The sequence below is a fragment of the Lacrimispora brassicae genome (assembly GCF_054772055.1).
The window spans coordinates 32570-56924 of the sequence record NZ_BRYH01000023.1 but is presented as its reverse complement, the minus strand read 5'-3'; the positions used below and the strand labels follow the sequence as shown (position 1 = coordinate 56924).

Here is a 24355-nt window from a genome sequence, read left to right as displayed (position 1 = left end):
CTCCACTTGACAAGCAGCCATAGCTGCTATTCGGTTATGCCCGGTGAAGCGGGGCGCGCTGTGAGCAAGCAGCGGAGCGGATCGCGAATATCCGCTTGACCATGGGTTTATAAATAAGCTGGATAAGCGGGCATATTCGTTTGATTCATTAGGATACAAATCAGTGATACAACAATATTGGAGGAAGCCCCTTCCAGGGATCCTTTATGCCCTGCGGGTATACCTTTATGCCCAAATAACATGGGCGAGAAAGAGGAAATGGTGAAAAAAACAGGTTTAATAATTTTTATGGCGGCAATCTTGGCCGCATCCCTTACTGCCTGTGCAGGAAAGGGAAAACAGGCGGTGAATGAAAAAACACCGAATTTGAAAAAGGTGACCTTTGTTCTGGATTGGACTCCCAATACCAATCATACCGGGCTTTATGTGGCGGAGGAAAAAGGATACTTTAAAGAAGCTGGACTTGAGGTGGAGATCGTCCAGCCGCCAGAGGATGGGGCTGAGGTGTTGGTGGCCTCAGGAAAAGCCCAGTTTGGCATGTCCTTCCAGGACTCCATGGCTCCGGCTCTGGTAGGGGAAAATTCCCTTCCCATTACAGCAGTGGCAGCGGTTATCCAGCATAACACCTCCGGCATTATTTCCAGAAAAGGAGAGGGCATGGAATCTCCAAAAGGAATGGAAGGAAAGAAATACGCCACCTGGGACCTTCCTGTGGAAAAAGCTATGATCAAGGACGTGGTAGAGGCTGACGGAGGAGACTTTTCCAAGGTACAGTTGGTTCCAAGCACAGTTACAGATGAAGTATCCGCGTTAAAGTCAAAAACAGTGGATGCCATATGGATCTTTTATGCATGGGCTGGCGTAAAGATGGAAGTGGAAGGCCTTGATACGGATTACTTTGAGTTTGCAGATTTGAATCCGGTGTTTGATTATTATACGCCGGTGGTTATAGCCGGAAATGAATTTCTAAAGGAAGAGCCGGAGACTGCCAGGGCCTTTTTAAGCGCTTTAAGCAAAGGATATGAGGACGCGCAAAAGGATCCGGAAGAAGCAGCCGGCATCTTACTTAAGGCTGCGCCGGAGCTTGATGAAAAGCTGGTGATGGAAAGTCAGAAATATCTGGCGGACAAGTATCAGGCTGACGTGGATGTATGGGGGTACATTGACCCGGACCGGTGGAACGGATTTTATGGCTGGCTGAATGAAAATGGCCTTTCAAATCCTCAGCTTCCGGAAAATACCGGATTTACAAACGATTATCTGCCCCAGTAAGCTGCAGGAGATTTGACCTTTGCGGCTTCCATTGGCCAGATGCAGTAATGGATTCATTCCTGCATCCGGCTTATTGCTTGCAGAAATAAAACTTTCAGGAGGGCCCATGGCACAGTTAAAGGCGGAAGGCATAACAAAATCCTTTGATAGTAAGACCGTTTTAAAAGGAGTATCCTTAGAGCTCAAGGAAGGGGAGCTGGTATCCCTTCTGGGGGTCAGCGGAGGGGGGAAAACCACCCTGTTTCACATCATTGCCGGTCTTTCCCTGCCCGATGAGGGGCATGTGTATCTGGATGGAGAAGAGATCACCGGAAAGCCGGGACTTGTCAGCTATATGCTGCAGAAGGACCTTTTGCTGCCTTACCGCACCATCGTGGATAACGTGGCCCTTCCTCTTCTTATTAAGGGCATGAAAAAAATAGAGGCCAGAAAAAAGGCGGGAGAATATTTTAAGATGTTTGGCCTGGAGGGGACGGAGAAACAGTACCCTTCCCAGCTATCCGGCGGTATGAGGCAGAGGGCAGCCCTTTTAAGGACGTATCTGTTTTCAAATCGCATCGCTCTTCTTGATGAGCCCTTTTCCGCTCTTGACATGATGACCAAGCGAGGGGTGCATGAATGGTATTTAAAGGTGATGGATGACATTCATCTATCCACTCTTTTTATCACTCATGACATTGACGAAGCCATTCTTTTATCAGACCGCGTCTGTATGCTGACCGGATCTCCCGGCAGGATTACAAAGGAAATCATCATAAAGGAATCAAAACCGCGGGAAAAGGATTTTAACATTTCAAAGGAATTTCTGGAATATAAGAGGGAGATTTTAAAGCATTTAGAAGGGATATGATCAGCACCTGGCTGAAAGGATGCTTTCTATAGATCGTGTTTTGTTCTGCGATAGGAAGCTTCTTGATATACCTGATTATCAGTTCTTACGGACACAACGATAATTGTCATTACACTATTTCGTTCTTTTATAGAGTAGACAATACGGATTCCGCTTCCTCAAGCTCGGTCTCAGAAATTCCAAGGTCGGCCATTGCATCGTTAAAAGTTATTGTGCGTTCCATGCTGCCATTGGCAATACGTTCCTGTGCAAGAAGCAGAAGCTGATAGTCTTCTTCAATCTTAGCCAGGCGTTCATATTCCTCTGGTGAAAGAATCACAGCAGAAGGAGCATTGTTTTTTAAAACAACAAGCTGGCGTTCTGTGCGCAGCCGGTCAAAAATTTTGGAAGCTTGCCCTTTGTTAAATTGAGTGATAGGTATGAGACTGTTTAATACATCGGTAGTGATAGCCATTTACGATTCCTCCTTTCTCTATTCTTACTAATAGTATATGCGAAAAAACAATGATTATCAATAGAGTGTTGGAAAATTTATAGATAAATTATAATTACATTTGATTGTAACTAATTTTAAGAAGAGGGGAATTCTGAATCTTTTCGATCCAATGCTTGTAGTTCACTTACAAATTACATGTCTGATCCAATGCATTTATATCTGGAAAGCTAAGAATTAAGGATAAATAAAATCCGCAGAAAAATTATACTCTGCGGATTTTTTGCGCCTTTAAAAATAGTCTGCTCCGGCAGTACGGGCATGGCGGTTCAACAGGGAAAAATCATACCTTTTCCCCTTGTCTGGAAAATAATACTATGGGGAAGATGCTGCTGTTATCTGCAGGCAGCCAGAGACTTGTTTAGTAAACTCTACAATTATCTCTGCCAGGGCATCCGGAAGATAAAAGAAGTTTTCTCACCAGGCACTGACGTAACCTCAATGCCGATGTTATGGCGGTCTGCAATCCGTTTCCCAATTGCCAGACCAAGACCGGTTCCGGTCCGGTTGGTTTCGCCAATGGACATATAATACTCCTCAAACACATGAGGCAGGTCCTTTTCTAGAATACCGGTACCTCTGTTGCTGATTATTGCAGTGCAGCCGTTGACATCAATCGTAACCGTCACCCCGATTGGCTTTCCTGGCAGCGAAAACTTGATGGCATTGTCCAACACAGTTACCAGCATCTGGCGCAATCTGCCATAATCCCCGCAGAAAGGAAATACTTCCCCGTCTTGTGTATTCAGTTCTATGACATGCCCCGCATTTTGTGCGATGTGCCTTAAGGTCCGGACCGCATCCTCTACAACCATCATAAAGTCAATCTGCTGCTTTTCTATATGATAGCTGGGATTTTGCAATCGGGACAGTTCCAAAAGGTCATTGACCATCCGATTCATGTGAACGCTCTCTGCAAGCATCTCCTTATAGTATTCCTGCACCAGCTCCTGGCCTGTCACAATCCCATCACAGAGTGCTTCCAGAGAACTGCGGATCACCGCCACCGGGGTACGTAATTCATGGGAAATATTAGAAATATAGGTCTTGCGCAATTGTTCCAGCTCCGCCTGCTGCCGGTCTGCTTCTTTAAGCCGTACAGAAAGTATGTCGATATTATTGGCAAGGATTCCAAGCTCGTCCTGGCGTTTCACTCCGGTCTTTGCCGTATAATCTCCTTTGGTCATCCTTACGGTAATTTCTACCATACATTTCAGCGGATTTACAATGGTACGTGAGAACATCAGACACGGAACGATCAGCACCAGCAGCGCGATGAGCATACTCCCGGCCAGCACCCAGCCAGCTTCCATAATTGTGGAAAACATGTCGCCGGTGCGGGCATGGATGACCACCACTGCCACAGTCCTGCCATCAGAGAACTTCACTGGTGAAGCAATAATGAAGTTTTTTTCCAGCATTCTATCAGACCACCGTTCGCTGACGGAGGTTTCTCCCTTCATGGCCAAATCAATGAGAGTTCTCGCTTCTGCAGGGATGGAGGAATAGGTAATATTATATTTGCCAAATTCCACGTGGATCGTCTGTGTGGCGCTGTCCACGATCCAAAGGTTGCTTAAGGCAATGTTGTCCATGAAATCCAGATAAATACCAAGTCTCAAGTTGTTCTGCTTCATCTGCTCTTTAAGCCCCTCCTCAATCGGATAAGACTCCGGTATCTCCTGCTCAAAATACACGCATAGAGAGTGAGCGATTGCCTCTGTTTTCTGTATGAAGCCTGACCGATAGTTAAGCACTGTAGTTCTGGTATAAATAATCAGAAAAATCCCTCCTACCGTACTGCACATCAGAACAAGTGCTGCGGTAAAATAGAGAAGGATCTGCGCGGTTAGTTTCCGTTTCATTTTATCACCGATCCTGCCTGATCTCAAATTTATAGCCGGAGCCCCAGACCGTCTTGATCTGCCAGTTGGGGTGGCTTAAGTCAGACAGCTTGTAGCGGAGCCGCTTGATATGGGTGTCTATGGTGCGTGGGTCGCCAAAATAATCCACGCCCCACACCAGATCCAACAGATTGTTACGGGTATATACCCTGTTACGGTGGGTAGCCATCAGCCAGAGAAGTTCAATCTCCTTCTTTGTCAGGTTGACAGGGCATTCATTTACCGTCACCGTAAGGTTGTCCAGCGAGATCTTTAAATTGTCATACATGAATAACTGCTTCTGTTGCAGATTTCCCGAAGCCTGATCCATACGCCGCATAATGGCACGTATCCTGGCCATCACCTCGCCCGGGGAAAAGGGCTTCACAATATAATCGTCGGCACCGATATCCAGTCCCATGATCTTCTCAAAGTCCTCTCCCCGTGCCGTGATCATGATAATGGGGATGGTGGAGCTGCTGCGAATCTGCCGGCACACTTGGAATCCATCCTTGACCGGCATCATAATATCCAAAAGTACCAGATCGATATCCTCTCTTTCATATATTTCAAGGGCCTGCTGTCCATCATGAGCTTTGTGTACTGTGTAACCCTCCTTGACACAGTACTCGGTCAGCACGGAAACAAGTTGCCGGTTATCGTCACAGATCAGTATTGTTGTCATTATGTACCTCTCTTTCTATTACCACTATAATATGAATTTATGGCTTTTTCATGTCATTTTTGACATAAAGTTCACAAATTTGAACGTAAAATGCCACATGATTGCCATAAATTTATTTTATTATAAAGTTAACAATAAAATCAACATATGTGATAAAATTTTGTAGAATATACACATATGTATAAGGAGTAACAGGAGGGAAAAATGAAAAAATGGATTAAGTTACTGTTTACTGCAAGTCTTACAATGTTTGTTCTGTCGGGCTGCGGAGGAAGCGCCAATACCAGCAAGGTAGAGAGCCAGGCCAAGTCTGAGGCCGGTACCTCTGCCCGCAAAGAGGAACTGATTATCGGGACCGCCGCTGATATCAACAACCTGGATTTACAGAAACAACAGGATGCTACCAACAACATTGTATTGAAGCTCACTCACGAAACTCTGATTTTCTTCACAAATGAAGGCACGATTGAGCCGCGTCTGTGCACCGGCTGGGAGTTCAAGGACGACACCCACATCGAGTTCAAACTATATGATAACATGTGCTTTTCCGATGGCTCCCCGCTGACTGCGGAGGACGTTAAGTTCACTTATGATATGGGCCTTCAAAATGAGCTCAGCGTATTAAAGGGACTTGTTGAAGTCAATGTTATCGACTCACTGACCGTGGAGTTGGTTATTGACAGCTACTCAAATGAGTTCTTACAGTCTCTTGCCTCTGTTCCGGTGAGTATTCAGTCCAAGGCAGCTTATGAGAGCGGTATGGACGAGCCCTACCTGATCGGTTCCGGTCCGTACAAACTGGATAAGTGGGAACCAGATGAGCAAGTAACCTTCGTAAGAAATGAAAACTACTGGGGGGACAAGAAAGGGGGCTCCAACCGCATTACCTTCCGTCCGATCAAGGAAGCTTCTACCAGGGCCATTGCCCTTCAAAACGGTGAAATTGATGTCTGTATCGATCCGTCCATGGACAACCTGCCGGATCTGGAAGCTGATGAAAATGTAACCGTATTTGAGAGACCCGGTACCCGTCTGTTCTATCTTGGCTTCAACGTAACCCAGGCTCCGTGGGACGACTTAAAAGTAAGACAGGCGGTAGCACATGCGATTGACTCCGATTCTATCATTGATGTGGTTTTGATGGGTAAGGGACAGCCTCAGACTACCATTTTAAACCGTGGCCTGTGGAGCTTTTTTGATGACATGGAAGGGTATCCCTATGATGTGGATGCAGCAAAAGCGGCATTGGCAGAGAGCGGCTATACCCCAGGCGGAAAAATTCCATTACTTATCTCCAATGAGAGCGATTACGGACAGGTAGCTCAGTTGATTCAGGCGAACTTGAAAGGTATCGGTATGGATATCGAAATCCAGACCGTAGAGCCGGCTACACTGAAGACCGAGTGTGTAAATGGTACCCAAGGCCTGTATTTGTGGAGATGGAACGAGGACAGCAAGGTTGATTTCGTATTTCGTGACTTATATTACACTGGCTCCGGCAGCAATTATCATCACTACTCCGATCCGAGGGCTGATGAACTGACCGACTTAATTCTGACTGAAAAAGATCCGGATAAGCGCCTGGAATACTCCAAAGAGCTGCAGAAATACCTGGTTGAGGCAGTCCCGCAGGTCCCGCTGTACATTAAGAACTTAATCATTGCCTACAATAAGAATCTGCAGGACACCTACCTATATGGCGGCGGAAACCACGATTGGAGATTCGCTTACGTGACAGAATAGAAGAGGTTTGCTTATGGGACGATATTTACTGAACAGACTGCTTCTCATGATCCCGGTGATCCTGATAACGTCGTTTCTGATCTACTCCGCTATGAACATGACAGGAGGAGATCCGGTCCTCGCTCTGGCCCCTGACAATGCGTCGGAGGCCCAGATCGAGATGATCCGAGAAGAGCTGGGGCTTAATGACCCCTTTGTTATTCGTTATTTTAAGTACATGGGCGGGATGCTAAAGGGCGATCTGGGCACCTCCTATGTAACCAAAAAGGATGTTTTCCAGGCTTACATACAAAGACTGCCAGCCACCATGGAGCTGGCCTGTGCCTCTGTTTTCGTGTCAGTGCTGATCGCCATTCCCCTTGGCATTTATACTGCCATACGCCAGAATACCTGGAAGGATAATCTTGGGATGGTATTTGCACTTTTCGGTGTTTCCATGCCCAACTTCTGGCTTGGGCTCATGCTCATGCTTTTGTTTTCACTAAAGCTGGGCTGGCTGCCATCCAGCGGCCGTAACGGTCCGTTATCCCTGGTCCTTCCTGCCGTGACAGTTGGCATGGGACTTGCCGCACTGATTACCCGGACCACACGTTCTTCTATGCTGGATGTGCTTCGTCAGGATTATATGCGCACTGCCAGGGCTAAGGGGGCGGATGAGAAACGGGTGATTCTCCGTCACGGTTTGAAAAATGCCCTGATCCCGATTATCACCGTAGTCGGGATGCAGCTCAGCAACGTTTTGACCGGATCCGTACTGGCTGAGACTGTATTTGCATGGCCGGGAGTGGGAAGGTTGATTTTTGATTCTATTTCCAAACGCGACACGCCGATGGTAACCGGGGCGATTATCATGTCCTGCGTCCTCATGAGTATCGTAAACGTGCTGGTGGACGTGGTATATGCATTCTTTGACCCGCGAATCAAGGCGCAGTATATAAAAAAGAGGTGATATCATGGCAGCAGAGACTGTAAAAAGCCGTTCACAGACCCAGGAGGTCTGGAGGCGGCTTAAGAAAAACAAAGGTGCCATGATCGGTCTGGGTTTTCTGGTGCTGCTGGTTGCAGTAGCCATTGCCAGCGGTTTTATCTTCGATTATGACACGGAAGTGATTGGGATTAACCCCGCATTAAAGCTTCAGCCGGCCAATGCTCAGCACTGGTTTGGCACTGACAACCTGGGACGTGACATTTTCGCCAGAGTTTTGTACGGAGCCCGCTACAGCCTGGTAATTGGTGTGGGCAGCGTGGTCATCGGTCTGGTGGTTGGTGTGATCTGCGGCGCTTTAGCCGGATACTATGGCGGCATGATCGATCAGGTGGTTATGAGAACAAACGATATCCTGTATGCAGTGCCGAATATTATGATTGCAGTTGTTATTGTGTCCTTGTTCGGAACCAACACGGTGAATTTGTTGCTGGCTCTGTGTGTGACGGTTGCAACGGCATTCACAAGAATCGCCCGTGCTTCCGTTATGACCATCCGGGGACAGGAATATGTGGAGGCAGCCTACGCTATGGGGCTTCCCACCTGGAAGGTTATTGCAAAGCACATCCTTCCCAACTGTCTTTCCCCCATCATTGTTCAGATTACCCTTTCCATCGGCACTACCATCATAGCTGCCTCTTCCTTAAGCTTCCTGGGTATTGGCATTCCAAGCCCGGCACCGGAATGGGGGGCAATGCTTTCCGAGGGACGTAACTTTATCCGAAATTCCAGTTATATCTGCGTAATACCGGGACTTGCCATCATGTTAACGGTACTGGCTTTAAATCTTTTAGGCGACGGGCTGCGGGATGCGCTGGATCCAAAACTGAAAAAGTAGGTGATGAGTATGAAGGAAATTATATTAGATATTAAGAACCTGGTGATCAATTATGAGACAGATGACGGCTGTGTACGGGCAGTCAATGGACTCGATCTGCAGCTTGGCAAGAAAAAAACCCTGGGTCTGGTAGGTGAAACCGGCGCTGGAAAGACTACCACCGCCCTTTCTATTTTGAATCTGGTGCCGAATCCGCCGGGAGTTATTCGGGACGGTGTCATTATGCTGGATGGTGACGATGTGTTGAAGAAGAGTCCAAAGGAGCTGGAAAAAATGCGGGGCAACGATGTTGCCATGATCTTCCAGGATCCCATGACTGCCTTGAATCCGGTTATGGCCATTGGTGAGCAGATCGCAGAGAGTATTATTCTGCATGAAAACATCTCCGAAGAGGGAGCCATGGAGCGGGCGAAAGAAATGCTTAAGATGGTTGGCATTTCAGAGAGCCGCGCCTGTGACTATCCCCATCAGTTTTCAGGAGGTATGAGACAGCGTGTGGTCATCGCCATTGCACTGGCTTGTAATCCGAAACTGCTGATTGCCGATGAGCCAACTACAGCCCTGGATGTAACAATCCAGGCACAAGTACTGGAACTGATGAAGGGACTGATCAGACGATACGAGATGTCCATGCTGTTAATCACTCACGATCTTGGCGTTGTGGCCGAGATTTGTGATGAAGTGGCAGTTATCTACTCAGGAAAGGTCGTGGAAAAAGGCACTGCCGATGAAATTTTCAATCATACCTGTCATCCATACACGGAAGGATTATTCAACTCTATGCCCAACTTAAAAAAGCGCGGTGAGGAGCTGGAACCGATTCAGGGTATGATGCCGGATCCCATGAACTTACCGGAAGGCTGTTCTTTCGCAGAGCGCTGTCCTTATGTGACAGAGCATTGTCTGCAGGTACAGCCGGAGTTGAAACTGGCCGGTGACACCCATTTCGTGGCTTGCCTGGCTTATGAGGACAAAAATTTCAAGCTCAGGAGGTATGAGGATGCCGGGAAGTAAATATGTATTGGAAATTGAAAATCTGACAAAATATTTTAATACACCGGCCGGACAGCTTCATGCCGTAGACGGTGTCAGCTTTAAACTGGAGTATGGAAAGACTTTGGGAATTGTAGGGGAATCCGGATGCGGCAAGTCCACCACCGGACGGACCTTGTTAAAGCTGACCCCGCCGTCCACCGGTAAGATTATTTTTAACGGCGAGGACATCACCGCTTATAGCGCTGCAAAGATGCGTAAGCTGCGTACGGAAATGCAGATAATCTTTCAGGATCCTTTTTCATCTCTGGATCCCAGACAGAGCATCATACAGCTCATCAGTGAGCCAATGATCCAACACAAACTGGTCTGCGGCAAAGCGGCCATCGAGAAAAAGACGCGGGAGTTGATGGAGATTGTTGGCCTCTCATCCCGATACGTCAATTCCTACCCCCATGAGTTGGATGGCGGCAGACGCCAGAGAATCGGTATTGCCCGTGCTCTGGCTGTAAATCCCAAACTCATTGTCTGTGATGAGCCTGTATCTGCCTTGGATGTATCAATTCAGGCACAGATTTTAAACCTTCTGAAGCAGCTTCAGAGGGACCGCGGCCTTTCCTACATCTTCATTACCCATGATCTGTCCGTAGTAAAATACTTTTCTGACGATATCGCGGTAATGTATCTGGGGCAGATGGTCGAGAAGGCAAGCTCTGATGATTTGTTTGCAGAGCCGATTCACCCCTACACCAAAGCACTGCTGGCAGCAGTTCCACACCCGGTAGTGGGAAAGGATCGTCCCCAGCGTCAGTTGATTAAGGGAGAGATCACCTCCCCGGTAAACTTACCTGACGAATGCCGGTTCTCCAAGCGCTGTGACTTCACCTGCGACCATTGTCTGCAGAAGAATCCGGAGCTTAAGGAGTTGCGTCCGAATCACTTTGTGGCGTGTACGCTTGCAGAATAATAAAACCTGCCCAGTAATCCGGGAATCCATTACTGAAAGAGAAATGCCATATGTCATACCACCCAAATCCAATTCATTGAATTCGTGGAGGAGGGGGTATTGGCAGATGCAATTTATTGGTTTTAGTGATAAGAATTAAAAGAAACCTCATTTTTTAAACAATGGGGTTTCTTAACAGTCTGTGGGGGCTTTTTTTAGCCCTCTGTTTTTATTTAAACTATGTGAAGAAATTATCAAAAACCTTATTGTAAGTATCAGGTTTATTTTGTATAATAAATACAGAAACAATCATGATTTACTGCGGAGATTGATGAATATGATAAAATTGACAAATTTAAACGTTAAAAAAATGACAATTGGGGAAATGGCTAAAATCAATCATATATCAGAGCAGACCCTGAGGCTTTACGACAGGGAAGGGCTGTTTTCTCCCCTGTACCGGGATGAAAACACCGGATACCGCTACTATGACATCCGCCAAAGCGCCCAGCTTGACATGATCCGGTACATGAAAGCCCTTGGGATGCCCCTAAAGGAGATCCGGGTCCACATGAAAAAGTGGGATATGGGGCGGGTAAAGCAGCTTCTTATAGAAAACCGGGAGGCCATTGACCAGAAGATTGTAGAGCTAAATCTTCAAAAACGGGCCATTGAACGGACTCTTGACAGCTATGAGCGGTATGAGGCGGCTCCTCCGGACGGGGCCATTGTGCTGGAATACATACCAAAGCGCCGGATGTACGTGAAAGAGACGAAAACCAATTTTTATGATTATGAAATTGATGAGTACGAGCGCCTGCTGCGCAGCTTAAAGGAGGATATGGCGGCCCGTAACATCTCTCCGTTTTACTTTGCCAATGCCGGGACCATTTTAAAGCGTGAGAATTTTATGAAACGAAACCTGTATTCCACTCAGGTGTTCGTGTTTGTGGACCAGGAATACGTTAATGAAGAGCTGATAACCATGATACCGGCCGGATCTTATTTATGCATATACTGTGACCGCTTTTCCAAAGAAAAGGAATACATGGACCGTCTGCTTGCGGCCATAGAAGAAAATCATTACACGGTGACCGGGGATTACATATGCGAGGTCATCGTCGAAATACCTCTTGACTATAAGGAAAGGGGCATGTTCCTGCGCCTTCAGGTGCCGGTCCGCATGTCCTGATATTTGGTGATTTTGCTCCATTGACCTGATACCCTCTATAACCTTTATAATGAAGGCATCAGGAGCAGAACTCCAAAACAAGTTTTTATATAGAAAGGATGACGATGATGATGAATTATGAAAAGATCCGTGTGGTACAGTATGGTTGTGGAAAAATGGCAAAGTATATTTTAAGATACTTATATGAAAAAGGTGCGGAAATTGTAGGTGCCATTGACGTAAACCCGGAAGTGGTAGGCATGGATGTGGGAGATTTTGCCGGTCTTGGATTTAAAATCGGCGTTCCTATCCGCAGCGATGCAGATGTGGTTCTGGATGAATGCGATGCAGATATTGCCATAGTGACCCTGTTCAGCTTTATGGATGATGTATATCCTCATTTTGAAAAATGCGTTTCCAGAGGGATCAATGTGGTAACCACCTGTGAGGAGGCCATTTATCCGTGGACAACTGCTTCGGCCATCACCAACCGCCTGGATGCTCTGGCAAAGGAAAACGGCTGTACCATCGTTGGAGCTGGAATGCAGGATATTTACTGGATCAACATGATCGGCTGTGTGGCAGGCGGCATTCACCAGATCGACCGCATAGAAGGCGCAGTCAGCTATAATGTGGAAGACTACGGCCTTGCTCTTGCCGAGGCTCACGGAGCAGGACTGACTCCTGAGGAATTTGAGGAAAAGATCGCTCATCCAACCACTTTGGAGCCTTCCTATGTTTGGAATTCCAATGAAGCACTGTGCAACAAAATGGGCTGGACCATCAAATCCCAGACACAGAAATGCGTTCCGTATTTCTACGATAAAGACTTATATTCCCAAACCCTGGGAGCCACCATCCCCAAGGGCAACTGCATCGGCATGAGCGCGGTTGTTACTACGGAAACCTTCCAGGGCCCTGTCATTGAGACCCAGTGCATTGGTAAGGTTTACGGCCCGGATGATGGAGACATGTGCGACTGGAAAATCATTGGAGAACCGGATACTGCCTTCTTCGTTCAGAAGCCTGCTACGGTAGAGCATACCTGTGCAACCGTTGTAAACCGCATTCCAACCATTCTGAATGCTCCCGCAGGATTTGTAACGGTTGAAAAGCTTGACGATGTCCAGTACCTGTCTTATCCGATTCATTTATATCTGGAAGGCTAAGAACCAAGATCAATAAGTAAAAGAATAAAGATCCCCAGAGGCAGCAGATTCTGGGGATCTTTTCCGTGGTCAGGAAAGGAGAATTGGGAGGTTAAGCAGACCAAAGGGCATTCCAAATAGAATTAAATGGCTCATCTCAATATTCAAGCGAAAGATGGGAAAAATCCGCAAAAAACATAAATAAAAGTAATGGTTGAATATCGAATGATAACATTTGTTGTATAAATATGGAAAACCCTCCTCATTATTCCAGAAAGTATCATAGGAGTTTCGAATGGATGACAGAAAAAGCATAATAAAAATGATATGAATCTGGAAGTACGGTTCTTTTTCACTCTTCCATAATGCTTTGACAATATAGGAAGTGATGTTATAATCAGAGGGCATGCATTGAGACAAGGATAACAAAGGAGAAGAAAAATGAAAGTTCTTGAAAAGCATCCCATGGTCATGATCATGATCGGGATCATAGGAATCTCCCTTTCTGCGATTTTTGTCAAATATTCCCAAGCGCCTTCTGTGGTGACGGCTGCGTACCGGCTTTTGTGGACGGTGGGACTTATGACTCCGGTGGTATTTGGGAAAGCGCAGGTCCGGGAGGAGCTGAAGCGGACGGATAGGAAGACCATGGCATTGTGTGGGGTGAGCGGGATATTTCTGGCCCTTCATTTTACTGCCTGGTTTGAGTCTTTAAAGCAGACAACCGTGGCAAGTTCAACAGCAATCGTCTGCACCGAGGTCATTTGGGTGGCTTTGGGATTTATGGTGTTCTTAAAAGGCAGGATCAGAAAAGCCGCCCTGGCAAGCATTGCCATTACCGTATTTGGCAGCCTGCTCATCGCCCTTTCTGATTATTCGGCAGGAGGAGACCATTTGTCAGGAGACGGGCTTGCCCTGGCAGCGGCCGTATTCTCAGCGGTTTATACTCTCATTGGCCGGGAAGTGCGAAAGGGAATGTCGACAACATCCTACACTTATATCGTCTATGCCTTTTGTGCATTGGTGCTCTGTATTTTTACGGCAGGGGCAGGGATCCCTTTCCATGGGTATGGGGTCAGCACTGTGGTGGTGGGGCTTCTTTTGGCTGTCTTCTCCACTCTGCTGGGACACAGTATTTTCAGTTGGTGTTTAAAATATTTATCCCCCTCTTTTGTATCGGCGTCCAAGCTCTGTGAGCCAGTGGTGGCGGCCATATTTGCTGTTTTCCTTTTTGCTGAGTTTCCGACCCCTTTACAGGTTGCAGGAGGTCTGATTACCATTGGAGGCGTGTATCTGTATTCTAAAGTGGAGAAAAATGGGGAATGATTTTTCTTGTGATTCCCGTAAAATCGTGTTAACCTAGAAAATGTGGAATTATTTTCCATAATATAGTAGAAAAGGATTTATGGTAATGATCAGGAAAGAAAATCATGGGAGTACGGTGAGAAAGAGCGTTTTCCTGGCAGTTATATTTATGCTGGCAGGGACGACAATTGCACTGGCAGATGACGTTTCAAAATTTGTTCCGGGGACCAGGATCAACGGAGTCCTTGTGGGAGGAATGACGGTTGAAGAAGCGAAGATACAGATAGAAGGTTTTTATGGCAGGGAATATCAGCTTTCCCTTAAGGACAAGGGCGGCGTGACAGAGGTTATTAAGGGCCCTGAAATCGGCTATCAGGTGGTCCTTACGGAAGGGCTGCAGACGGTACTGGAGGAACAGAATGCCACGGGACGGGTGGCAGGACCTGCCGCCGACAATACCCATAGCCAAAAGGGAACGGCAAGCTATGATGAAGGAAAGTTAAAAGAAAAGCTGAATTCTCTTTCCTGCATAAGCGGCAAGGATATTACGGCTACGGCGAATGCCCGGATTTCTGACTGGCAGCAGGGAATTCCCTTTACCATCCTTCCGGAAGTACAGGGAAACAGCGTGAACCTTGAAAAATTGGAAGCGGCGGTCAAGGCTGCATTAAATGAAGAACTTCCCCAAATAAATATTGAGGAATCAGGCTGTTATGATACCGTTACCGTCACCTCAGAGGATGCCGGATTGATTGCGCAGCGTGATGCTCTTAACCGTGTGAGGGAAATGGAAATTACATACGCCTTTGGAGACCAGTCGGAGGTTTTAAAAGGAGAGGAAATCTGTTCCTGGATATCGGGGATGACAGGAGAAGTGATAAACGTAAGAGGGGAAAAGACTTCGGCTTACATAAAGGCTCTGGCGGATAAGTATGATACAGCAGGAACAGAACGGGCATTTCGTGTCACAGATGGAAAGGCCCGTCTTCTTCCTGGTTCCTATGGCCAAAAGATAGATCAGGCGGGAGAAACCGCCGCCCTGGCTGCTCTCATTCAGTCCGGGCAAAGCCAGAAAAGGGAACCAAAGTATGTTCAGACAGTGGCTGACCGAAGCAAAGCCTGGGGCGGGACTTTTGTTGAGATAGATATGGCGGCCCAGCATGTTTACATGTATAAAGATGGTGTTTTGGCATGGAATTCCCCCTGTGTGACAGGAAATGTTTCCAAAAACCACACAACTCCGGAGGGTATTTTCACCCTCTCATATAAGGAGACAGACCGGGTCCTGCGGGGAGCGAAACAAGCGGACGGCACCTACGAATATGAAAGCCATGTGAATTACTGGATGCCGTTTAACGGAGGAATCGGTCTTCATGACGCCAACTGGAGAAGCAGGTTCGGCGGAGACATCTATCAGACAAAGGGAAGCCATGGCTGTATCAACCTTCCTCCGGATAAGGCAAAGGCCTTATACGGTTTGGTTTACTCTGGGATTCCTGTAATTTGCCATTATTAATCAGGTGAATAATAAGAAAAGCAATACTACCCTTTTGTTAAGAGCAACATAAATGAGGCGGGCCGCTGTAAAATAGGTAAGCAATCACTTATTTTTGCAGCGGCCCTTTTTAGCAAAGATTTTTGCAGGTTCCATACTGTTTGTCAGGATATTGATGGCATCAGCGTAAAGCTCCTGTTTGAACATATCCAGTGAATATATTCGGTTAATAAACCAGAATGTATATTTAAAAAGAAAATTATATGAAAGGGGAAAACCTATGACAGATAAAGATATGTGGAAATTATTTATGAGTAAAGAAAATTTACAAGATGTAAAATATGAGGCCTGGGCTTTTGGCGGTGATCCGGATGGCCTGGCTCAATTAGCTTTAGATGGAATCAAGACTGGAACAGCTTCTGCTTATCCCCTTTATGAAATGGAAAATGAGCCGTTGCCTGAAGCCGGAAGTTACAGTGTGATTCTTGATTCAAAGGATGAGGCGGCCTGTATTATACAAACAACTAAAGTTTATGTTGTTCCGTTTAACCAGGTGAGCAAAGAACATGCCTATAAAGAAGGGGAAGGCGACCGTTCCCTCAGTTATTGGGAAAAGGTACACGAAGATTTTTTCAGCAATTGTATGTCAGAAGCCGGTAAAACATTTGACAAAAATATGTTGGTTGTATGCGAGGAATTTAAAGTTGTATTTCGGGGATAAATACCGGTTTTCCGGTAATCCGGCTTAATTCCTGAAAGATTATATGAATATCGTTGAAATAGAAACAAAAATTTAATGTAATGTTGTTAATGCACCAACAGGTAGGAGGACTGGCTATGAATAAGGAAGAACAGATCATGATGGGTTTCAGAGACGTATTTAACAAGATGGCCTGGCTTAATAAGTCTAAGATGGAAGACAGGCTTAAGGAGTATAAGCCCTCTGAAGTACATTGCATTCAATACATTGGTAGAAATGCAGATCCCAATGTGACAAAACTTGCGGAGTCCTTTTATATGACCAACGGTGCCATAAGTAAAATGACCAAAAAACTTATAAAAAAAGGCATTATCGAAAGCTATCAGAAGCCAGATAATAAGAAAGAAATCTATTTTAGGCTCACTGAGCAAGGGAAAGAAGTTTATGATATTCATGAGAAATTGCATAGAGAATTTCAAGAGAGAGATAAAGCCGTATTTGAGCAGGTGACAGAGGAGCAGTTTGACTGTATGCTTAAGCTGGTGGAAAGATATAACAGGCATTTGGATGAAGAGATAAAGAAACGTGGAATCGATGTAAATCGAAATAAATTTGAATAATGGAAATGATATCACAGGCAGCCCAACTCTTTTGAGAAAGGGGCTGCATTTTTATTTTCAATATTTTGTTGACAAGGAAACAAAATTGGGATATGATGACTATGTTTCCGAGGAAACAATATTACGACTTTTGAGAGGAGAATTAAATGTTCAAATTTAGATCGCACAATGAACAGAGCGCAGAACAAACCGTAGATAAAAAGGCATTAATATTCGGTCTTATGTCTGTGTTTCTTTGCGGAATAGGCTTCAGTATCATATCACCTGTTGTCCCATACTTAGTCCAGCCCTATACAAGCAGTCCCAGAGAGCAGGCCATCGTTGTTACCATGCTGACCTCTGTTTATGCAGTCTGCGTGTTTTTTGCGGCCCCCGGACTTGGAGCTTTGAGCGACAAATATGGCCGCCGTCCTTTGCTCTTAGTATGCCTTCTGGGTTCCGCAATCGGGTACTTGATTTTTGGCATAGGAGGAGCTTTGTGGATTCTGTTTGCCGGACGCATAATAGAAGGTATAACAGGCGGGAGCATAAGCACCATCTTCGCCTATTTTGCAGACATCACGCCAAGAGAAGAACGAGTCAAATATTTTGGCTGGGTGAGTGCGTTTTCAGGTGTGGGCGTTGTCATCGGCCCGACTGTGGGGGGATTACTTGCCAGGTTCGGTTATTCTGTACCCATGTATTTTGGAGCAGTCATCACGTTATTGAATGTTATTTTTGGAATGTTGTATATGCCTGAAAGCCTTCACAAGAACAACAGACTGAAAGAGATCACTTTTGTAAGACTGAATCCATTTACCCAGCTTGTAAACGTACTTTCCATAAAGAATCTAAAAAGGCTGCTTGTCTCAGCGTTCTTGCTTTGGATCCCTAATGGATCTTTACAGGCAGTTTTTTCACAATTTACAGTGGATACTTTCAATTGGCAGCCTGCGGTCATCGGGCTTATGTATTCCATTATGGGCGTCCAGGACATTGTTTCACAAGGTTTCATAATGCCAAAGCTTTTGCTAAAACTTAGTGATGTACAGATCGCAATTCTTGGAATGGTTTCGGAGATTATAGGCTACGGTTTTATTGCAGCATCGGCTTTGTTTTCATTCTATCCCCTTCTTATCGCCGGAATGTTTATCTTTGGTTTTGGTGATTCGATCTTTGGGCCTTCGTTTAATGGGATGGTCTCCAAGTCTGCCGATTCCAGTGAACAAGGACGGATCCAGGGAGGCAGCCAATCCATTCAGGCTTTGGCAAGAATCATTGGGCCTGTTATTGGAGGTCAAATTTATGTATCACTTGGCCATGCCGCACCTGCTTTTATGGGTATGATCCTTATAGCGGCGGCAATACCGGTTTTGTGTAAGGGGACCCATGGAAGCTAAAAGAAGATGGTAAAATATCTTGAATGACGCCGAAAGGCGTTGTTTTTTGTATAATTAGGAAATTTCTCCCAAATTATGATTTATGTAAACAAACAGGGGGTGTTGCAAAACTAACTTATGTTAGTTTTGCAACACCCCCGTTGTGTGAGCACCCGGCGGGTGCACTTTCTTACGTTATGTCATTAAGTAGAATTAATAATATTGGTTATCTGCGGCGGCTCACCCTGTCAGGATTCTGATGGCGAATTAGAGCAACAGCAAGTACCTTTGGCGGTTTTGTGACACTGCTTAAATTTCCATTTCAATAGTTTTGTCAGCGATATTGATAAAAGCGGATTTGACTCTTTCCTTTTCAATATGTTGTAGATCTTGGAAAAATATGGATAGTTCATCTGTATTTTGTTCAGCAATGCATTTGAAATATCGAGTGCGTTGTTCTTCTGGGATTACTATAGGCAGCATATTATTGTGGATTAATTCATAGTTGATTAAAAGTCTGCCGGTCCGGCCATTACCATCCTCAAATGGATGGATGCGTTCAAATTGAATATGATTGTATGCTATCTTTTGATAAATGGATTTACAATCCGTTTTATAATAATTATTAATAAAATACATCATAGCTTGATGAATTTCATGTGCAGATGGAGGAATATGCTCTGCTCCTTGAATAAGAACCGGTACATTTCGATAACCGGAAATATCTGATATATTCTTGTTTATCAAAATACCAATATCTTTGATCATTTGTTGATTTAATTGTTCTTCAGCATGATCCAGTACATACGAAAAAGCATATTTATGATTAATGGCTTCATATATTTCCCCGGGCTTAGCGTTTACTGAAAATGCATTGTCATTAAATAAAATGGCATAAGTTTCCGCATAAGAGAGTGTATTTCCTTCAATTCTGTTAGAGTGGTATGTGCTGCGTGTGATGTAATCTTCGAAATACTTTTGATTACTGAGTATAAATTCTCTTACCTTCATGGGATAGCGCCTTCCTTTCTTACATTTCCTTCGATTTTCAGGATGGTTTTTTAGCCTTAGTATATCATAGTTATATTGCAGTAACAAAATATTTTTTCTAATTGTGAGTGTTACTCTTGTTTTCGTTGATTTTCTGTAGGTTTTAGCTGTTTTCAAAAAAAGTGTTGCACCGAAATATGTTAAAATAGAAAAAGTGTTACACCTGAAAAAGTCTTTAGTTTGCAGGCTTTGGCTGCAAGACGTGCCCCGGCGTGTTTTCATTCATCAAAGAATTGGGACACAAAACTCACAAAATCCTTTTTCAATGAGCCTGATTTTATACCGTTCCAGAACCGGGCGGCTTTCATCCATTTGTTGTTTTTCCCGTGCCAAAGTCTCACTGATTGTTTCCCAGAAATGCGTTACCTCGTCAATAGTATGTAAAACTTCAAAGACAAGATACACACCAGGCGGCAATGTACCATGATGAATCCAGTTATCCTGGAACTTAATTTCAGAAACAAAGCAAACATCATAACGGCATTTCTCTGGAGAAGTGACTGCGGCATTATCCTGGGGGATCCCATATATGATACCGGCTTCATTCCAAAGGTTGTGGTTGCGTATCCATTGCTTCATGTTTTCCATAAGCTGAAAATTCTCCGCTCCGCCGTATGGTCCGGTTTGACGCATGTAAACAATCGGCTGGGCTGTAATATTCTCCACATTAACTTTCATAAATATCTTCCTTTCAAATGGACAGGTTTTCCCTGCACTTATTTTTTCTTAACAGGATAATAAAACTCAGTGATGCTGTCCTCCGGCGAGGTGCGTTCTTCCCGGTTTTCGGGGCTTTTCCTGTATATTTCAAAGGGCGGTTTAATAAAATCATATCCTTTTGATTCTGCCCATTCACGCTGTTTGGCATGGACGGACGTTAATTCTGAAAATCCCCCCTTTATTACTGATTTTACGCATAGACCGGCTTTAAAATCCCTTGTTCCGGTGACAAATTCTTTAACAGGGATAGCAAATTCTATATCATATCTGATGGGATTAAATTCCGGATTATGATACATGGTCATAGGCATTCCCGTCATGGTGAGGTTGTTCACCGCAATTTTTTCAAAGAGCCTGCTAAAGAATCCCACATACCCCTTTGAACATTCCTCTATGCTTAATACTTTGCGAATATAAAGAATGTTCATAGCCGGGACATCCACAAGTTCCACATCGATCCGATCAAGATATGACATCACGGAATTTCCGTTTTCCAGACATGACATATCATCATGAATCAGTTGTAAGGCAGCCTCTAAAGACGTAACCCTATCTTGAAGATCGTGCTTCTTTTTATTCAAAAATGAATAAAGCATATGGCCCCTGTCTGCTTCATCTGCATTCATTATGGACTTGATTTCTTCTAATGAAAAATGTTGTGATTTTAACCGATCAATGAACAACATGTTTTTTAGCTGTTCAATGGAATAATATCTATACCCGTTTTCAGGATTTACTTCGCTGGGTACAATCAGCCCTATTTCAGCATAATAACGAAGTGTTTTCGCCGATACTTCACATATTTTTGAAAATTCTCCTATTGATAACACAAAGCGCCTCCTGACGTAACATGCAGTTTAGTGTTTCTTTTTTCAATCTAAGTATAAACATTGTCCCAGGGGTAAAGTCAATCGGTATTTGGTTATTTTATGGGCCATTGGTCTTTGAAAAAACGTCGTTTTATGGGAATGAAAAAAATTACTATAAGAGTAATAAATATTAAAATATGGGATGGTATCCGTATATATGTGAAACTATTTACATATTAAATGAAATGAAGTATCATTAGGCCATTAGAAAAGAACAACCAGAAATGTTGAAAAGGAGAAAAGCAATGAAAGCATTTAATGTATGTATCGTTGGAGGGGGAAGTACCTTTACACTTGGATTCCTGAAGTCATTTGTCAGGTTGAGAGAAGCGTTTCCCTTAAGGAAGCTGGTGCTCTTTGATATTGACAGCGACCGCCAGGAGCCCATTGGAAAGTATGGTGAGATTCTCTTTAAGGAACGGTTTCCGGAGCTGGATTTCTCTTATACCACTGATATTAAGGAAGCCTATGAAGGAATGGATTTCATATTCATGCAAATGCGTGCCGGAGGGCTTCCCATGCGCGCAAAGGACGAGCACATTCCCCTTAGCATGGGACTGGTGGGACAGGAAACCTGTGGGGCAGGCGGAATGGCCTATGGCCTTCGTTCCTGTGTGGACATGATCAAGGCCGTACATGATATCCGTACCTATGCGCCGGATGCCTGGGTCTTAAATTATTCCAATCCCGCTGCCATTGTTGCGGAAGCCCTCCGCAGGGAATTTCCTGATGACAGAAGGATCTTAAACATCTGCGACCAGCCGGAGAATGTAGTGCGCTCCTGCAGCAGGCTTTTAAAATGCAGTTGGGAGGATTTGGACCCGGTTTACTTCGGACTGAACCATTATGGCTGGTTTACCCATATGTATGATGTCAGTACAGGAAAAGACCTGCTTCCTAAGATCAGGGAAATGGTTGCCCAGAACGGATTCCTGCCCCAGGATGCGGAGCAGAGGGACAAATCCTGGCTGGATACCTACGGAATGGTAAAGACGCTCATGGAAGATTTCCCGGATTTCCTGCCTAATACCTATGACCAGTATTACCTGTATCCGGAATACAAGGCCAGTCATCTGGATCCTGACTTTACACGGGCCGATGAGGTTATGGCAGGAAGAGAAAAGCGGGTATTCAGCGAATGTGCAGAGGTGATCCGGGAAGGAAAGCTGGGAGACAAGTTTGATGAGATCTCCGATGCTCATGCGGAAATGATGATTAAGGTTGCGGAATCCATTGCTTACAATAAGAATGAAAGGCATATCATGATCGTCGAAAACAACGGAGCCATTGCCAATATGCAAAATGATGCCATGGTAGAAGTGGTGTGCGAGCTTGGCGCAAATGGCCCCCGTCCCATGAGTGTGGGAAATATTCCCCAGTTCTATCTGGGACTTCTGGTAAACCAGGTATCTTGTGAAAAGCTGATCGTGGATGCGTATTTTGAGAACTCTTATCAGAAAGCTTTGGAGGCGTTTACTCTTAACAGGCTGATCAACGATGCAAAGAAGGCAAGAAAAGTGCTGGATGCCTTGATCGAGGCTAATAAAGGCATGTGGCCGGAGTTAAAATAAGGGGATACGGCAAAATGAAATTGGAGGGAGTGAGTTGAAATATGCTCGCCCGGGAAAACATAAGAAAATAGGATGTATCGCCGCAGCAAAAGGGTGTCTGCGGCGGGAGAGGATATTATCATGAAAAAAAATAGGGTGATGGACTTTTTCTCTGCTCTGGGACGCAGTTTGCTTATGCCCATTGCAGCTTTGGCCGCTTGTGGAATTGTTCTGGGGCTGACTTCTGCGCTTATGAAGGCGCAGGTACAGGCGGCAGTTCCATTTTTACAGCAGGGGCTTATCTATTTCATTATTTTTACTTTAAATAAAATATCAGGTGTTGTATTTACATTGATTCCGGTGCTGTTCTCCATTTCCATTTCCTTTGGTATGGCAAGGGAGGAAAAGGAAATAGCGGCATTTGCAGGCTTTATCGGATATTATACGTTTCTGGTTGCATCGTCATGTATGATTAATTCCGGTTTTATGAATTTCGGAGCTTTGAAGATATCCACCATCCTGGGGGTAGAGACACTGGATATGGGAGCGGTTGCAGGTATTGTCTCGGGTATTATAACCGCTTCGCTCCATAACCGGTACCACAAAATTTCTTTCCCGGTGGCAATCTCCTTTTACGGAGGTAAACGGTTTGTGGCGATTGTGGTCATCATGGCCATGGCGGTCGTGGGTCTGGTGGCACCGATCATATGGTCGCCTGTGTCCATGGTCATTGACGGTATGGGAGGTCTGATATCCGCCACAGGGCTGGCAGGGGTATTCGGCTATGGATTCCTGGAGCGTCTGCTGATCCCCACCGGTCTGCATCATGTTTTAAACGGAATCTTCCGCACCACCTCCATCGGAGGGACCTATGAAGGCGTGGAAGGGTGTCTGAACATCTTTTTGCAGTTTGTTGACAAGGTAGACATTTCAGAACTCAGGCAATTTACGGTGTTTTTAGGACAGGGCAAAATGCCCATGATGATGTTCGGCCTTCCGGCAGCGGCTTTGGCCATTTACAGAACCTCACCTCCTGAAAAAAAGAACAAGGTAAAGGCTCTTATGATCGCAGGCGTTGCAGCCAGCATTGTGTCAGGAATTACCGAACCGCTGGAATTCTCGTTTATGTTTATTGCTCCGCCCCTGTTTCTGTTCCATGCGGTAATGGGAGGCCTGTCCTTTATGCTCATGGCGGCATTTAAGGTCACGATTGGAAACACAGGCGGCGGCCTGATTGATTTCCTGATCTGGGGCGTGTTCCAGCCAGGATCCCGCTGGTACTGGGTGATCATTACAGGACCCTTCTTCTCCGTGATCTATTATTTTGTATTCAAAAGTTACTTGACGAAAAGACAGCTTTCTGTCGACGTATCCGACGAAGAAGAAGAGCCGGATTCCAAGGAGAGCACCATGGAGGAAAAGCAGCATGTCCTGGCATCCAGAATCATAGAAGGACTTGGTGGACATAATAATATCGCAGTGGTGAACAACTGTCTGACCAGACTTCGTGTGGACATAAAGGATATGGGGATGGTGAGTGAAGAGCTTTTAAAGAAAACAGGCGCTATGGGATTTGTCCGTTCCGGTGATACCCATATTCAGGTGATTTATGGGCCAAAGGTGGAAGGGATCGCCTCTAACGTAAGGGAAGTATTAAAATATTAATAAGCAAAAAAACTGT

The 24355-nt window shown here is 45.1% G+C and carries 22 protein-coding genes; 16 read left to right on the top strand and 6 right to left on the bottom strand.

Annotated features, from left to right (window positions below; genetic code table 11):
* Positions 1–258: 258 nt before the first annotated feature.
* Positions 259–1272, top strand: a complete 1014-nt coding sequence (locus ACYVD3_RS10600) for an ABC transporter substrate-binding protein (RefSeq protein ID WP_460642483.1) — start codon at positions 259–261, stop codon at positions 1270–1272.
* Positions 1273–1378: 106 nt separating this feature from the next.
* Positions 1379–2122: an ABC transporter ATP-binding protein gene (locus ACYVD3_RS10595; protein ID WP_460642482.1), complete on the top strand. Its 744-nt coding sequence runs from the start codon at positions 1379–1381 to the stop codon at positions 2120–2122.
* Between the two features lie 127 nt (positions 2123–2249).
* Here the strand turns inward: ACYVD3_RS10595 and ACYVD3_RS10590 are convergent, their stop codons facing one another.
* From ACYVD3_RS10590 to ACYVD3_RS10580, 3 genes are all read right to left on the bottom strand, one after another.
* Complete coding sequence (locus ACYVD3_RS10590) at positions 2250–2576, bottom strand: type II toxin-antitoxin system Phd/YefM family antitoxin (protein WP_460642481.1); 327 nt, start codon at positions 2574–2576, stop codon at positions 2250–2252.
* A 416-nt stretch (positions 2577–2992) separates the two neighbouring features.
* Positions 2993–4480 (bottom strand): sensor histidine kinase, encoded by a 1488-nt coding sequence (locus ACYVD3_RS10585; protein ID WP_460642480.1) that lies wholly within the window; start codon positions 4478–4480, stop codon positions 2993–2995.
* A gap of 4 nt (positions 4481–4484) precedes the next feature.
* Positions 4485–5183 (bottom strand): response regulator transcription factor, encoded by a 699-nt coding sequence (locus tag ACYVD3_RS10580; protein WP_460642479.1) that lies wholly within the window; start codon positions 5181–5183, stop codon positions 4485–4487.
* Positions 5184–5387: 204 nt separating this feature from the next.
* Here ACYVD3_RS10580 and ACYVD3_RS10575 point away from each other — a divergent pair, with 204 nt between their 5' ends.
* The 12 genes from ACYVD3_RS10575 to ACYVD3_RS10520 all read left to right on the top strand — a co-directional run bounded on the left by ACYVD3_RS10575 (position 5388) and on the right by ACYVD3_RS10520 (position 18506).
* Entirely contained in the window at positions 5388–6926 is a 1539-nt protein-coding gene (locus ACYVD3_RS10575) for an ABC transporter substrate-binding protein (RefSeq protein WP_460642478.1), read from the top strand.
* Positions 6927–6939: 13 nt separating this feature from the next.
* The gene (nikB, locus tag ACYVD3_RS10570; RefSeq protein ID WP_460642477.1) at positions 6940–7875 is read left to right on the top strand and encodes a nickel ABC transporter permease; all 936 of its coding nucleotides are present in this window, start codon (positions 6940–6942) and stop codon (positions 7873–7875) included.
* 4 nt (positions 7876–7879) lie between these two features.
* Complete coding sequence (locus tag ACYVD3_RS10565) at positions 7880–8749, top strand: ABC transporter permease (protein WP_460642476.1); 870 nt, start codon at positions 7880–7882, stop codon at positions 8747–8749.
* A 3-nt stretch (positions 8750–8752) separates the two neighbouring features.
* Positions 8753–9763: an ABC transporter ATP-binding protein gene (locus ACYVD3_RS10560; protein ID WP_460642475.1), complete on the top strand. Its 1011-nt coding sequence runs from the start codon at positions 8753–8755 to the stop codon at positions 9761–9763.
* Positions 9750–10709, top strand: a complete 960-nt coding sequence (locus tag ACYVD3_RS10555; protein ID WP_460642474.1) for an ABC transporter ATP-binding protein — start codon at positions 9750–9752, stop codon at positions 10707–10709. Before ACYVD3_RS10560 ends, ACYVD3_RS10555 begins: the two co-directional genes overlap by 14 nt.
* Positions 10710–11025: 316 nt before the next feature.
* A complete protein-coding gene (locus tag ACYVD3_RS10550; protein WP_460642473.1) occupies positions 11026–11880 on the top strand; it encodes a MerR family transcriptional regulator in 855 nt (284 codons plus the stop codon).
* Positions 11881–11987: 107 nt separating this feature from the next.
* On the top strand, positions 11988–13028 hold the full coding sequence (locus tag ACYVD3_RS10545) for an NAD(P)H-dependent amine dehydrogenase family protein (RefSeq protein WP_460642729.1): 1041 nt from the start codon (positions 11988–11990) through the stop codon (positions 13026–13028).
* A 420-nt stretch (positions 13029–13448) separates the two neighbouring features.
* Entirely contained in the window at positions 13449–14333 is an 885-nt protein-coding gene (locus tag ACYVD3_RS10540) for a DMT family transporter (protein WP_460642472.1), read from the top strand.
* A gap of 79 nt (positions 14334–14412) precedes the next feature.
* On the top strand, positions 14413–15828 hold the full coding sequence (locus ACYVD3_RS10535; protein WP_460642471.1) for a L,D-transpeptidase family protein: 1416 nt from the start codon (positions 14413–14415) through the stop codon (positions 15826–15828).
* A gap of 259 nt (positions 15829–16087) precedes the next feature.
* Positions 16088–16528 carry an ASCH domain-containing protein gene (locus ACYVD3_RS10530; protein ID WP_460642470.1) on the top strand — a complete coding sequence of 147 codons (441 nt, stop codon included), beginning with the start codon at positions 16088–16090 and terminating at the stop codon, positions 16526–16528.
* Between the two features lie 116 nt (positions 16529–16644).
* Positions 16645–17127, top strand: a complete 483-nt coding sequence (locus ACYVD3_RS10525) for a MarR family transcriptional regulator (RefSeq protein ID WP_460642469.1) — start codon at positions 16645–16647, stop codon at positions 17125–17127.
* A gap of 146 nt (positions 17128–17273) precedes the next feature.
* The gene (locus ACYVD3_RS10520; protein ID WP_460642468.1) at positions 17274–18506 is read left to right on the top strand and encodes an MFS transporter; all 1233 of its coding nucleotides are present in this window, start codon (positions 17274–17276) and stop codon (positions 18504–18506) included.
* Positions 18507–18794: 288 nt separating this feature from the next.
* Here ACYVD3_RS10520 and ACYVD3_RS10515 read toward each other — a convergent pair whose 3' ends face one another.
* The 3 genes from ACYVD3_RS10515 to ACYVD3_RS10505 all read right to left on the bottom strand — a co-directional run bounded on the left by ACYVD3_RS10515 (position 18795) and on the right by ACYVD3_RS10505 (position 21085).
* On the bottom strand, positions 18795–19496 hold the full coding sequence (locus tag ACYVD3_RS10515; protein WP_460642467.1) for a Fic family protein: 702 nt from the start codon (positions 19494–19496) through the stop codon (positions 18795–18797).
* Between the two features lie 264 nt (positions 19497–19760).
* Positions 19761–20213 (bottom strand): GyrI-like domain-containing protein, encoded by a 453-nt coding sequence (locus tag ACYVD3_RS10510; protein ID WP_460642466.1) that lies wholly within the window; start codon positions 20211–20213, stop codon positions 19761–19763.
* A gap of 38 nt (positions 20214–20251) precedes the next feature.
* Complete coding sequence (locus ACYVD3_RS10505) at positions 20252–21085, bottom strand: MerR family transcriptional regulator (RefSeq protein ID WP_460642465.1); 834 nt, start codon at positions 21083–21085, stop codon at positions 20252–20254.
* Positions 21086–21369: 284 nt separating this feature from the next.
* On the opposite strand from ACYVD3_RS10505, the gene ACYVD3_RS10500 reads away from it, so the two are divergent.
* Both ACYVD3_RS10500 and ACYVD3_RS10495 read left to right on the top strand, forming a co-directional pair.
* Entirely contained in the window at positions 21370–22695 is a 1326-nt protein-coding gene (locus ACYVD3_RS10500) for a 6-phospho-alpha-glucosidase (protein WP_460642464.1), read from the top strand.
* 120 nt (positions 22696–22815) lie between these two features.
* On the top strand, positions 22816–24339 hold the full coding sequence (locus ACYVD3_RS10495) for a PTS transporter subunit EIIC (RefSeq protein ID WP_460642463.1): 1524 nt from the start codon (positions 22816–22818) through the stop codon (positions 24337–24339).
* Positions 24340–24355 lie beyond the last annotated feature (16 nt).

Coding starts and splice junctions, on each gene's coding strand:
- ACYVD3_RS10535 (WP_460642471.1), top strand. CDS start 14,413: ATGGTAATGATCAGGAAAGAAAATCATGGGAGTACGGTGAGAAAGAGC.
- ACYVD3_RS10520 (WP_460642468.1), top strand. CDS start 17,274: ATGTTCAAATTTAGATCGCACAATGAACAGAGCGCAGAACAAACCGTA.
- ACYVD3_RS10600 (WP_460642483.1), top strand. CDS start 259: ATGGTGAAAAAAACAGGTTTAATAATTTTTATGGCGGCAATCTTGGCC.
- ACYVD3_RS10580 (WP_460642479.1), bottom strand. CDS start 5,183: ATGACAACAATACTGATCTGTGACGATAACCGGCAACTTGTTTCCGTG.
- ACYVD3_RS10595 (WP_460642482.1), top strand. CDS start 1,379: ATGGCACAGTTAAAGGCGGAAGGCATAACAAAATCCTTTGATAGTAAG.
- ACYVD3_RS10560 (WP_460642475.1), top strand. CDS start 8,753: ATGAGTATGAAGGAAATTATATTAGATATTAAGAACCTGGTGATCAAT.
- nikB (WP_460642477.1), top strand. CDS start 6,940: ATGGGACGATATTTACTGAACAGACTGCTTCTCATGATCCCGGTGATC.
- ACYVD3_RS10590 (WP_460642481.1), bottom strand. CDS start 2,576: ATGGCTATCACTACCGATGTATTAAACAGTCTCATACCTATCACTCAA.
- ACYVD3_RS10575 (WP_460642478.1), top strand. CDS start 5,388: ATGAAAAAATGGATTAAGTTACTGTTTACTGCAAGTCTTACAATGTTT.
- ACYVD3_RS10500 (WP_460642464.1), top strand. CDS start 21,370: ATGAAAGCATTTAATGTATGTATCGTTGGAGGGGGAAGTACCTTTACA.
- ACYVD3_RS10530 (WP_460642470.1), top strand. CDS start 16,088: ATGACAGATAAAGATATGTGGAAATTATTTATGAGTAAAGAAAATTTA.
- ACYVD3_RS10525 (WP_460642469.1), top strand. CDS start 16,645: ATGAATAAGGAAGAACAGATCATGATGGGTTTCAGAGACGTATTTAAC.
- ACYVD3_RS10565 (WP_460642476.1), top strand. CDS start 7,880: ATGGCAGCAGAGACTGTAAAAAGCCGTTCACAGACCCAGGAGGTCTGG.
- ACYVD3_RS10550 (WP_460642473.1), top strand. CDS start 11,026: ATGATAAAATTGACAAATTTAAACGTTAAAAAAATGACAATTGGGGAA.
- ACYVD3_RS10585 (WP_460642480.1), bottom strand. CDS start 4,480: ATGAAACGGAAACTAACCGCGCAGATCCTTCTCTATTTTACCGCAGCA.
- ACYVD3_RS10540 (WP_460642472.1), top strand. CDS start 13,449: ATGAAAGTTCTTGAAAAGCATCCCATGGTCATGATCATGATCGGGATC.
- ACYVD3_RS10515 (WP_460642467.1), bottom strand. CDS start 19,496: ATGAAGGTAAGAGAATTTATACTCAGTAATCAAAAGTATTTCGAAGAT.
- ACYVD3_RS10545 (WP_460642729.1), top strand. CDS start 11,988: ATGATGAATTATGAAAAGATCCGTGTGGTACAGTATGGTTGTGGAAAA.
- ACYVD3_RS10555 (WP_460642474.1), top strand. CDS start 9,750: ATGCCGGGAAGTAAATATGTATTGGAAATTGAAAATCTGACAAAATAT.
- ACYVD3_RS10510 (WP_460642466.1), bottom strand. CDS start 20,213: ATGAAAGTTAATGTGGAGAATATTACAGCCCAGCCGATTGTTTACATG.
- ACYVD3_RS10495 (WP_460642463.1), top strand. CDS start 22,816: ATGAAAAAAAATAGGGTGATGGACTTTTTCTCTGCTCTGGGACGCAGT.